Origin of the sequence: Peribacillus sp. NPDC076916, from assembly GCF_050269675.1 — a bacterium.
Classification (GTDB): Bacteria; Bacillota; Bacilli; order Bacillales; family DSM-1321; genus Peribacillus; species Peribacillus aracenensis.
Map to the genome: position 1 here is coordinate 163,588 of NZ_JBNNIU010000006.1, position 12,200 is coordinate 175,787.

Below are 12,200 nucleotides of genomic sequence, written 5' to 3' on the forward strand. Positions count from 1 at the left end.
TGTTAAATTTGAATATTAAAAATTTTAAAAATATTATTATGTTAATGATTATACTTATAAGTTTTAATTAAATAAAATTAAAAATATTAATATATAAATTATTACTACTAATATTAAAAATGAAAAAGCCCAGAAAAAAGAGAAGCCTCTTCGTCATGTGGACGCCGGGCTTCTCCTTTTTTATGAATCTAACAATCAGAATTTAGTCACATCAATAGGTTCAATTCCTTCAGCCGCGCAATGTTCATAGTATCTTTTCAGGAATGTTTCCCAATTGTCTCTGGCAAGAATTTCTCCTTCTTCACCTATATAATCTAATGTTCCTTCTACAATATTGAAGGTGATAACATCTTCATCCCCTACAGCTGTCGGCGTATGTTTGGAGCCTGCAGGCTCATAAACCATGTCACCAGGTTTGGAGATCCAAGGCTCCTCGAGATATCTCCAAGTCCCTTGGACGGTATATACAATGACTGTTCCAGGATGGAAATGGGCCGGAAGCTGCATTTTCGCAGGAACACTTAATAACGTAACCGTCTGTCCTGTCACAGGGTTGGCTTTAAGCAATTTAAATTTCGCATCTCCAAAATATGGAATCCAAGGCAATTCATCTACACTAACATTACCAGCATGAAATACTTCTACTTCTTTTACATCTTTTAAATCACTCACTTAAAATCCCCTCTTCCAATAAATATTTATTAAATTCGAATATTGTTATCGCTTTCATAAGCAAGCAAATTAACTAGTTCGAATTTATTAATTTCAGTATATTCTTAATTTTCAGTTAGGTAAAATTGATATTTTTTAATTGCAATTTAGTATGATTAATTTACGCAACCACGTTATTTGGATGAAATTTACTTAGCCCCAAGTCCACCATCAAGAGTCAAAATTTGTCCAGTACAATAATCAGATGCTGCTGAAGCAAAGTAAAGGAGTGCACCTACCAAATCATTGTCACTGCCTAATCTTCTAACTGGAACTTGTGAGGCAATGAAAGGGCCTGCTTTGTGTACAAGTGTTCCCGGTATTTCTGGGTTATTCATTCCTGTAGTGAAAACTCCAGGAGCAATTGAATTTACATACACTCCATGTCGTCCCCACTTAACTGCCAGATCCTTCGTTAAAGTCATGACTGCACCCTTACTAGTTGTATATCCGACAGAATCTACAGCTTCCGGCTCAACACCTTTAAAGCCGATACTAGAAGAAATGTTAATGATTTTACCGTATTCGTTATTAATCATATGTTTACCAACTGCCTGACACATCAAGAATGTTCCTGTCACATTTGTATCCAGCATAGCTTGCCATTGTTCTAAAGGCATATCCGTAGCAGGAGACTCAAAAACTGTTCCGCTGCCGTTGACTAAAATTTTGATTTCCCCAAAATGAGAAACCGCTTTCTCAACACCTTGAACGACAGATTCCAGATCTGTGACATCCAATGATAGAGCAAGTGCCTGTCTTCCTAACGCCTCGATTTCTTTTACAACTGCTTCGCAAACCTCTAAACGCCGTGAACATACAACAACGTTTGCTCCGGCTTCTGCCAACGCCAGTGCCATTACACGCCCTAACCCGCTGCCGCCTCCGGTAACGATTGCTGTCTTACCATTTAAATCAAACAATTGGTTCAATGACATTCTACTTCCCCTCCTGTTTTTTAGAATATTCAAAGATTTTAAAATATTATTGATATTGATTATACTAATAAATTATAATTAAATAAAATTAAAGATTTTAATCTGTAAGTAAGTATTACTAATATTAAAAGAAGGAGAACAGTCATGAATATTGAACAATTACTATATATCGTAGAAGTCGCAAAATACAGTTCTCTGTCTATAGCAGCACAGAATCTACATGTGACTCAATCCAACATCAGCCAGTCCATAACCAACTTGGAAAAGGAGCTGGGGATTAAAATTCTTAAGCGGTCACGGGGACAGGGCGCTATCCCAACCGATGAAGGAAGAATCATTCTGAAACTCGCCTATGAAGTACAAAAAAAACTTGAGGAAATAAAAGTGACTGCTAACTTATTGAATTCCACGGAAGTGGGGGAACTAAAAATATCGTCATTACCCGGATTGATGACGTTCCTGGTAAAAGCGATAGCATCGTTTAGACATGATTATCCGCACGTAAATTTGGAGGTTGCCGATAAAAGTGGATCTGCTGTAATTGGAGATGTTCGACAGCATAAGACTGACATTGGACTGATTACGTATTCAAGTTATTTGAACATAAACATGGAAGGAATAGCTTTTGAAGCATTAATCGAAGGAAAGCAGAAAGTATATGTTTCTAAGCATTCTCCCTTAGCCATTCTTGGTACTATAACTCCACATGATATACTTGATCAAACTCTCGTTACATATAAGGGTGAATTTATGGAGTATTTTGTACAAGATTTCTTTCATAAATATAAGCCCTTGAAAATCTTATTTACTTCAAATAATATGGATGGAGTTCTCCAAGCCATCAATGAAAATTTGGCAATTACATTTGCTCCTGATTTCGTAATGAAAAACTATCCCCTTATCATTAATGGCGATATCGTTCCAATTGATTTGGTGTATCATCCGACTGTAAATATTTCTTTAGGATTAGTTCGATCAGAGAATAAACATTTGTCCACTTTTGCCAACAAATATATTCATTATTTAAAATCAGAAATTATTAAGAATTAAAAAAGAAAAAAAAGAGAAGGTTCTTCGTCTCAAGGTGGGCGAAAAAGCTTCTCTTATTACAAATCTATCTCTACCCTAACAGGAATTAGCAGTGTTATTTCTTTACCTTGTACTAGAAGCCTTTTGGCGATCCCCTTTTCCACATGTCAAATTGGCGCTGATCGTAATGGAAGCCTCCGTCTTTTCTATCACTTCATCTAGTGAAACACCTTCTTGAGTTTCCACAAGAATCATTCCCTCGGAAGTAAAATCAAATACAGCCAAGTCCGTAATCAGTCGATTTACAACCTTTTGACCTGTCAATGGAAGGGAACAGCTTTTTTTGATCTTGGATTCATTGTACTTATTGGCGTGCTCCATTATGACCACAATTCTTTTGGCACCATGGACAAGATTCATCGCACCTCCCATCCCTTTGACCAATTTTCCCGGGATCATCCAATTTGCCAAGTCACCTTGTTCGGAAACCTCCATGCCTCCCAAGATAGCCAGATCAATGTGTCCCCCACGAATCATAGCAAAGGACTCAGCACTGTCAAAGAAAGATCCACCGATTTCCGCTGTAACCGTTTCTTTCCCTGCGTTAATAAGATCAGGATCTCCCATCCCTTCAACTGGATAAGGTCCGATGCCAAGCAACCCATTTTCGGATGGCAAAAATACATGTACTTCTTTCGGTATTTCGTTCGCAAGTAAAGTAGGCATCCAATTCCTAGATTCACGTTCATCCCATTGTGAATCTCTTAAACAGCACGCTTAATGATTTTTGTCCTGGTATCCATACTGTTAATCCCCCTGAAAAACTGCATTGTAATTTTTGCGGTAAGTTACCCTTTAAAGGTAAGTTAAGTAGGTTTGACGGTACGGCGTTCAATTCTTTTCACATAATTTTTTCCTTCCAATATCCTTTGGACATAGATCCCAGGTGTATGAATCTCATCCGGACCAAGAGCACCCACTTCAACCATTTGCTCCACTTCGGCAACCGTAATCCTGCCTGCCGTTGCTGCGAGTGGATTAAAATTCCGCGCTGTCTTCCGGTAAACAAGATTTCCTAACGGTTCACCTTTCCATGCCTTGACGAAGGCAAAATCCCCAACAATTCCTTCTTCAAGAATATTCGTTCTGCCATTATATAATCGGTGCTCTTTGCCCTCTGCAATCGGTGTACCCACGCCAGTCGGCGTATAGAATCCAGGGATGCCAGCTACTCCTGCCCGAATTCTTTCCGCCAGTGTACCCTGGGGAACAAGCTCTACCTCCAAATCTCCACTTAAAAATTGCTTTTCAAAGATCTTGTTCTCACCTACATAGCTTGCCACCATTTTCTTAATCTGTTTATTGGCAAGCAGTAAACCCAGTCCCCAATCATCCACCCCCCACAATTGTTACTGACAATCGTTAGGTCTTTTGTCCCCTTTTCACGCAATGCTAGAATTAGATTCTCGGGAATTCCCGACAGACCAAACCCACCAACAATGATGGTTGCACCATCTTGAATATCCTGAATCGCTTCATAAAATGTTGTGTTTAACTTTCCTTGCCCAGCCAATATTTTCACTCCCTGCATTATTAACTTAATTATTAGAATTTTTTTATTATCGATACTCATAAGTATTAATTAAATAAAATTAAACTTTTAATCTGTAAGTAAGTAATGTTTATATACAACAAACTATAATCTTAAATATAGGCTGTGTTAAACTTGCCTGTTGATTTCCGCTTCAATCAACATAGTTTGAAAAATCAACAATTACGTTTAACTTAGCATAAAAATAAATAAGGACCTCCGTATTAAAGAAGGCCCTTTTACAGTTCAAATCATGTTACGAAACAATTTGCTTAATCCTCCACTTCAATATGATCATCAGCGTAAGTCTCGGATATCTTATCCTGACAACTCCAGCACTTACTGCGATTTCGCTCCACAATAGCTAATTCTTCATGACACAATACACAACAGTCCATCTCAGAAACGGCCTTTTCATTTTTACACATCGTTTATTTCCCTCCTTGATTCACCTATTAATGATTTTTATACAATAACTTGTTCCTCAGGTTTTATCGTTGTTTGACTTTGGTTCGCGGGACGGACAATGGTCCAAAACAATAATCCGATTACGAACATAACCAAAGAGGTTACTTGGAAGCCATAACCATATCCAATTGCCTCAGTTCCTGCATACTGGATAAAATACCCGAATATGAGTGGAGCAATAATGCTTGTTGAACTTGATAGAGCAACATAGGCCCCTTGAGCCTTTCCAATGTTTTTGGGAGAAAAGAATTCCATTAATATGGCGGGTGCGAGTGAAAGAATAACAATCGCAAAACCCGGTGAAAGGATGAAGAATAGAATGGAGATAGCACTAGAATTAAAGGCATTTGCAAGAAATAAACAAATAGCGGATAGCACCATCGTAATCCCTGCAACATTTATTCGTGCTTTACGAATATCTCCTGTTTTGCGATAAAGCCGATCCGATAACAAGGCAAATACAATTTGGCAAATGGCAGCAAAAAGAAAAGGTAAAGACACTGCAAGTTTCAACATTTTTCCATCAAAATGTTGAATTTCGGTAAAATATGCAGGAAACCATACCGCTTGAACGGACAATAACCAATAGGCACAACCTGCACACAAAACGATAAAAATAAAATTTTTAGATAAGAGATACGGAAGAAACTGTCGCCAAGAAACATTAGAAGAAATTATTGAGTGCTTATCTTCTTGATCAAAAGCATACGAACCGATTTCTTTTGGGCTTTCTTTTCCAAGAATCACCCATAAAACTAACACCATTAGTCCAACAATCCCCATTGCTATAAAAGCAGATCTCCATCCATATCCATTGATCAAGGAGATTAATAATGGCGAAGCAATCGCGGGCCCGATTGTTGCTCCAAAGAGAACAGCGCCAAAGCCTATACCATGTCTATGTTTAGGGAACCATTTTCCTATTATTGAAGTTGATATAGCAACGGCAGGACCTTCTCCTGCTCCCAAGACCATTCTTGTCATTACTAGCAGAGACAGACTGGAAACAAAAGGTGTGGTAAATTGAACAATCAACCATACAAACGAGATCCAAGTAAACATTTTTTTCGTATTTCTTGAATCGGCCATTCCCCCTAGAATGAAAGAGGAAAAGGTAAAGAACCAAAAGAACGAACTGCCGACAATTCCCCATTGTGAAGGACTTAAATGTAACTCTTTCATTAGAGGAACAGAAACCAAACCAATGATAACTTTATCAACCTGGTTGATCATGCCTGAAGCTACAAGAATTAATAATATGATCCAAGAATATTTAGGTGTTTTCAAATTAATAATCTCCCCTTCTATTCCGTTAACATGAATCATTTGGTGTTTTAAAAGTTTTTAAAGGTAATTCTTCCGTGTTTAACCTCGTCTAAACTCTTTATATTTATTAAACCCATTACCTCATTTTTTCTGCAATACCTCCAGCAGTTTTTTCACGTACAGGAATACCGCCGCGACCCGCTTTACCTGTTTTCTCATCAATGAACATCGCGAAGTCTGGCGCAATTTCTCGCCCATTTGGCATCGTGAGCCACAATCTTAATAAATGACGTTTGCGTTCGGGTTCTTCATAGTCTTCGTATACAGTACGTGAATGAAGAACAGTATAATTATTAACAAATTGCATATCACCCGGTTCCATCATCATATCAATATGCATGTTTTCATCATATAAGAGGGAATCCATTAAGTCATATGCTTCAGTTTCAACTTTTGACAAATATCTACCTGTTTTCGCTTGTGCTGATTCGACATATCCGCGGTTATATCTGCAGCTTAATTTACCTTCGTAATAACTAAAGACTGGTGATGAATAAACAGGAGATTCACCTGGTGTTTCCTCACCACGACGATCCAAGAAATATGGAAGATAGAGAATTCCAAGATACTCTGGGTACCTATCCAGAATTTCATTATAAACCGCGATGGAACTTACAATACTACTGTAACCGCCAGTTTTAGCTTTTCGAAGACTTAATAATCCGACTACGTCAGATCCATCTGGGTGAAAGGGAAGATGAGCATTCGTTTGGTAACCACGTACATTTGAATCATTAATGTCGAGACCTTGGTCAACAACATGTCCTAATAGATCACCTTTTGCGTTTTGCGTTACCGGGATGCCCAGGTGGACTCCGAGACCCCAGTAAATGATGCTTGCTTCATCATCTGTATACTTTTCAATTGGTAAGCCACGAATTAATAGAAAACCTCTCCCATTCTCCAGCTCGTCTATAAAGTAAGCTATTTCGTCAGAAAGATACGGAATCGGAAAGTCCTCCTTGTTAAAATCAGGTGCCTTTAACCCTTTTTGTTTTACATAGAATAAAGCGCTTTCAAGTTCTGCAATCGTTTTCTCTGACAAATAATAAATCCATGAATCATCTTTAGCTAAATCAATACCTTTCCAAGCTACTGGTCCTTGAATTTTTCCCTTTAAAATAGACGGCACTGAGAATCCTCCTTCGTTTTCTATTGCAATTTTAACTATAGTACCTAATGAAAAAGTTTGGGCTGTTTTCCTACTTTAAAAGCGACTGCCACTATCTTTCAAACCCTTATACAAACAATTATTGCTTAATAAATGATGTTCCTTGTTCCCCCCTTTATTTCAATAGAAGCGCTTTAAATAACTTCTGACTGTTATAATTGTTATTCCTTTAATTATATTCATAATTTTCAGTTAAATAAAATTAGAATTTTTAATTTGCAAATAAACCTTACTAATAAATGGAAAATAGAACACACTTGTACATGGCAATTTTACAACACATATCATTATATTAATAAAACTTAAGTGCAATTTAAAATCTTTAATTTTATATAATTATCATTTATAGGTAGAATCAAAGATAGACATGATTAAATATTCTAATAAATCACTTTCAAGCAGAGTCTAATCCAAGTTAATTCGAAGCAGGAGGTTGAACTATGGACTTAAAATTATCTGGAAAAAAAGCACTTATCGTTGGGGGAAGCAGGGGGATTGGCAAAGCTATTGCCCGTCAGTTGGCTTTGGAAGGTGTGGATTGTACGATTTGTTCAAGAAACGAATCTTCACTAAAGAATGCAGCAGACGAATTGGCCAAAGAAACCAAAAGGAATATTTATCCAATCGCGGCAGATACTAATGATCCTGACTCTATCCTAAATTTAGTTGAAAAATCAGCAGCAGAAATGGGAAGCATTGATATTTTAATCAACAGTGGGGCCCGTGTAGGAGGCCATGAACCAGAGGATTTTAACAGCATTAAAGATGAACTTATCTTGAAAGATTTTGAAGAAAAATATATGGGCTACTTTCGTAGTGTCCGGGCTGTTGCTCCTTATATGATCCAAAATAATTGGGGACGTATTATCAATATAAGTGGTCTGGCTGCTAGAATTGGCGGCAATTATTTTAGTTCCGGTCCTCGTAATGCATCTGTTGTCCATATGACAAAATCCGCATCATTAGAATTAGGAAAGCATGGAATTACTGTCAATGCTGTTTATCCAGGGATTGTCGATACGGAAACGTTTAGAGGCCGTGTCACTAATGAGGAAGCTATACGCCAGGCAGCATCAATGAATGCCCTCGGCCGCTTGATTACATCAGAGGAAATTGCTTATGTCGTTACCTTCCTAGCCTCACCTTTGGCGGCATCGATAACTGGCGATGTCATTTCGGTAACCGGTGGAATTGGAAATACCGTTTATTACTAAATGCCTAGGGTTGCTATTGTTACTGTTTCGTTGTTTATCAATAATTTCTATTTAAAAATTAAATAGGTTATTTTAAAAAGCGAGCCTCACTAAATTCTGAGGCTCGCTTAATTTAGAACATTTTCTTTCAATCTATCCCTATTGTATATTTTAAGGAATTCAAGAACTTCTCGATTCTAGAAACAGTCAATTCTATGTTCTTTGAGAAAATGGCCATTTGTACAAAAAATCCGTGGACCATCCCGGGTTCACATTCATATTCAACTTGAACACCAAAATCTTTCAGACGTTCAGCATAGGCCATTCCTTCATCCCGAAGTACATCATTTTCCGCTGTAATAACAATTGCTGGCGGGAGACCACTTAAATCTTGAGCGACCAAGGGGGAAGCATACTCATTACACCTGTCCTCATTATTCCTTAAATAATGATCACGGAACCAAATCAACTGTTCACGATCAAGACCAAATCCTTTTGCAAAGCTTCGATGGGATTCCGTATTGAACTCAAGATTTGTCACAGGATAGATTAAGACCTGTGCAGTGATGTTTGGACCTTTTTTGTTTCTCGCCATCATCGTAACTACAGTCGCTAGATTTCCACCTACGCTATCCCCTCCAACTACCAATCGAGAAACCTCTCCGTTAAATGAAGTCCCTTTTTCAAAAACCCATTGCAATGCGGAATAGGCGTCTTCTACTGGAGTCGGAAACTTATACTCTGGAGAAAGACGATAGTTTACGGATACAACAATACTTTCCGTTCGATTCGCTATCATTCGGCAGCTTGCATCCGTTGATTCAATGTCTCCTAGAACCCATCCTCCACCATGGTAGTAAATAAATAGAGGGAAAGGACCTTGCCCTTCCGGTATATATACCCTGCATTTGATTGTTTCATCCTGGCTTACCGGAATCATGAAATCCTCAACTTTTGAAAGCGGTTCTAATTTTACAGCAGGACGCGGTGCTTTAGAAAGCATCTCTCTTACTGACTTATGATCCATCGTATGAATAGGTGGCATCTGATTAGATGCTTGTAAATATTTTTCTGCTTGCGGATCTAAATTTGCCAAAAAACATTCTCCTCACTTCAGGTTATTTTTAAATTACCCAGTCTATATGCGAAACCATTATTCCTGTCACGAAACTCTCAGATTAACTTCAAAATAAAAACATAAAATGGTGATTATTATTACCACCGGTTTTTATCTAATTACAGGTGCTCCTCCTATATAAAACTCGAAACCTGGAGCAATTTTTCGTCCATTTGGCATCATGAGCCACAATCTTAATAAATGACGTTTACGGTCATCTTCTTCAAAATCTTCAAATAGTGTACGTGAATGAAAAACCGTATAATTATTAACGAATTGCATATCACCCGGTTCCATCATCATATCAATATGAAAGTTTTTATCAGCAGTAAGGGAATCTATAAAATTAAATGCTTCGATTTCCTCTTTCGACAAAGAGATACCTGTTTTCGTTTGTGCTGATTCGACATATTGACGTATATATCTGCAGCTTAATTTACCATCGTAATAGCTAAAGATCGGTGATGGAACTACTGGAGATTGACCTGGTGCTTCTTCCCCACGAAGATCATGGGCGAATGGACGATAGAGAATTTCAAGGTATTCAGGGTGACTATCCAGAATTTCATTATAGATAGACATCGCACTAGCGATACTGCTTAAACCGCCAGATTTCGCTTTACGAAGACATAGTAATCCGACAACATCAGCAAGATCTGTGTGATAGTCAAGACGTACATTCGTTTGGTAACCTCTTACTGCTGTATTATCATTAAAGTCTTTACCCATGTTTTTGATATGCCCTAAGAGGTCGCCCTTTTTATCTTGGATGATCGGTAGGCCCAAGTGAAGTCCAAGACCCCAGTAAATGATACTAGCTTCATCGTCAGTATATTGATCCATTGGTAATCCACGAATCAATAGAAATCCTCTCCCATTCTCCAACTCCTCAACAAAATAAGCAATTTCATCAGCGAGATCAGGAATCGGGAAATCCTCCTTGTTAAAATTGGGTGCCTTTACCCCTTTTTGTTGAACATGTAATACAGCCTTGTCAAGAGCTGCAAGGGTTGTCTCAGACAAATAGTAAATCCATGAATTATCTTTTGCCAGTTCGATACCTTTCCACGCTGAACGCCCTTGAATTTTTTCCTTTAAAATAACAGACATACATATTCCTCCTTTATATTTGTTGTATCGTTTTAATTAACTAAATATTTTGAAATTATTATATATGGTATACTTATTATTAAAAATGAAATTATTATTTTTAACTTATTATTAAGTTAGATCAATATAATCTTATTAAGAATCTTTCAATATACGTTTATATCTCTTAAATTCTCATTTTCTCATCTGTTTCAATTATTGTGTGGCTTTCCTTTGCGGGATGCACACCGATCCAAAACAATAATCCGATAATGAGCATCCCTAAAGAGGAGGCTTGATATGCGTATCCGTATCCGATAGCTTCAGTCTCAGAATTTTGAATAAGATAGCCAAATACGAGTGGAGCAATAACGCTTGTAATGCTCGCAAGTGCAATGAACGTCCCTTGTGCCTTTCCAATATTCTGGGGAGAAAAAAACTCCATCAATATTGCGGGTGCGAGTGAAAGAATGACATACGCGAAACCCGGAGCAAGGGTGAAGAACAATATGGACATCACCGTGGAATTCGCGGTATTTGCTAGGTATAAGCATAGAGCGGATAACATCATCGTTATACCGGCAAGATTTATTCGTGCTTTACGAATATCTCTGGTTTTACGATAGAGCCGATCTGATAGAATGGCAAATCCTAATTGGAAAAACGCTGCAAAAAGAAAAGGTAAAGACACGGCAAATTTTAATGTTTGACCATTAAAATGTTGAATTTTGGTAAAATAGGCTGGAAGCCATACCGCTTGTACGGACAATAACCAATAGGCACACCCCCCGCACAAAACGATCAGAATAAAGTTCTTAGATAATAGATGCGGAAGAAACTGACTCCAAGAAACTTTAGAGAGGCTGGATGATTGCTGCTCCTTTTGCTGTATCGACGGCCAGCCGATTTCTTGAGGACTTTCTTTACCGAAAATCATCCATAAAACCAGCACAATCAGTCCCAGAATGCCCATCGCTATAAATGCAGATCTCCATCCATAATGATCAATCAAGGAGATTAATAATGGTGAAGCGATCGCAGATCCCCCTGTCGTTCCTAATAGAACCGCACCAAAGCCGATGCCATGCCTATGTTTCGGGAACCATTTTCCCATGATTGCCGTGGATAGAGCGGGGGCAGGACCTTCACCAGCTCCCAAAATCATTCTGGTTAACAAAAGCATAGACAAACTGCTAACGAAAGGGGTGAAAAATTGAACTATCAACCATATCAACGACATCCAAGTTAACATTTTTTTCGTGTTTTTTGAATCGGCCATGCCGCCAAAAATAATAGAGGAGAAGGTAAAGAACCAAAAGAAAGAACTTCCTACAATTCCCCATTGCGATGGACTTAAATGTAACTCTTTCATTAAAGGAACGGAAACCAACCCAATAATTATTTTATCCACTTGGTTGATCATCCCGCTTAGAACTAGAAATAATAAGATAATCCAAGAATATTTTGGAGTGCTTGTCATGTAAATCTCCCCACGTTTTCTATATAAGGAACACCTTTTTCTGAACTCTGAAAAGGTGTTCCCACTCGTTCTTACTATACGTATTAT

9 protein-coding genes and 2 pseudogenes are annotated in these 12,200 nt (G+C 38.0%); 2 read left to right on the forward strand and 9 right to left on the reverse strand.

Translation table 11 applies throughout. The features are described from left to right. Positions 1 to 195 precede the first annotated feature (195 nt). Positions 196 to 672, reverse strand: a complete 477-nt coding sequence (locus tag ACQKFG_RS18835; protein WP_053346037.1) for a 2,4'-dihydroxyacetophenone dioxygenase family protein — start codon at positions 670 to 672, stop codon at positions 196 to 198. A 188-nt stretch (positions 673 to 860) separates the two neighbouring features. Then, the gene (locus ACQKFG_RS18840) at positions 861 to 1,649 is read right to left on the reverse strand and encodes an SDR family NAD(P)-dependent oxidoreductase (RefSeq protein WP_427561619.1); all 789 of its coding nucleotides are present in this window, start codon (positions 1,647 to 1,649) and stop codon (positions 861 to 863) included. A gap of 144 nt (positions 1,650 to 1,793) precedes the next feature. Here ACQKFG_RS18840 and ACQKFG_RS18845 point away from each other — a divergent pair, with 144 nt between their 5' ends. Beyond that, positions 1,794 to 2,699 carry a LysR family transcriptional regulator gene (locus tag ACQKFG_RS18845; protein ID WP_427561622.1) on the forward strand — a complete coding sequence of 302 codons (906 nt, stop codon included), beginning with the start codon at positions 1,794 to 1,796 and terminating at the stop codon, positions 2,697 to 2,699. Positions 2,700 to 2,801: 102 nt separating this feature from the next. Here the strand turns inward: ACQKFG_RS18845 and ACQKFG_RS18850 are convergent. The 4 genes and pseudogenes from ACQKFG_RS18850 to ACQKFG_RS18865 form a co-directional block, all read right to left on the reverse strand. Continuing rightward, positions 2,802 to 3,427 (reverse strand): annotated as a pseudogene (locus tag ACQKFG_RS18850) (3-oxoacid CoA-transferase subunit B). 117 nt (positions 3,428 to 3,544) lie between these two features. Further along, positions 3,545 to 4,269, reverse strand: a pseudogene (locus tag ACQKFG_RS18855) (CoA transferase subunit A). Positions 4,270 to 4,734: 465 nt separating this feature from the next. After that, entirely contained in the window at positions 4,735 to 6,063 is a 1,329-nt protein-coding gene (locus ACQKFG_RS18860) for an MFS transporter (protein ID WP_427561625.1), read from the reverse strand. A 76-nt stretch (positions 6,064 to 6,139) separates the two neighbouring features. Next, the gene (locus ACQKFG_RS18865) at positions 6,140 to 7,195 is read right to left on the reverse strand and encodes a TauD/TfdA family dioxygenase (RefSeq protein WP_427561628.1); all 1,056 of its coding nucleotides are present in this window, start codon (positions 7,193 to 7,195) and stop codon (positions 6,140 to 6,142) included. 479 nt (positions 7,196 to 7,674) lie between these two features. On the opposite strand from ACQKFG_RS18865, the gene ACQKFG_RS18870 reads away from it, so the two are divergent. Further along, positions 7,675 to 8,448, forward strand: a complete 774-nt coding sequence (locus ACQKFG_RS18870) for an SDR family NAD(P)-dependent oxidoreductase (protein ID WP_427561631.1) — start codon at positions 7,675 to 7,677, stop codon at positions 8,446 to 8,448. 127 nt (positions 8,449 to 8,575) lie between these two features. Here the strand turns inward: ACQKFG_RS18870 and ACQKFG_RS18875 are convergent, their stop codons facing one another. The 3 genes from ACQKFG_RS18875 to ACQKFG_RS18885 form a co-directional block, all read right to left on the reverse strand. Beyond that, positions 8,576 to 9,523: an alpha/beta hydrolase gene (locus ACQKFG_RS18875; RefSeq protein WP_427561634.1), complete on the reverse strand. Its 948-nt coding sequence runs from the start codon at positions 9,521 to 9,523 to the stop codon at positions 8,576 to 8,578. A gap of 132 nt (positions 9,524 to 9,655) precedes the next feature. Next, positions 9,656 to 10,654, reverse strand: a complete 999-nt coding sequence (locus ACQKFG_RS18880) for a TauD/TfdA family dioxygenase (RefSeq protein ID WP_427561637.1) — start codon at positions 10,652 to 10,654, stop codon at positions 9,656 to 9,658. 166 nt (positions 10,655 to 10,820) lie between these two features. Continuing rightward, on the reverse strand, positions 10,821 to 12,113 hold the full coding sequence (locus ACQKFG_RS18885; RefSeq protein ID WP_427561640.1) for an MFS transporter: 1,293 nt from the start codon (positions 12,111 to 12,113) through the stop codon (positions 10,821 to 10,823). Positions 12,114 to 12,200 lie beyond the last annotated feature (87 nt).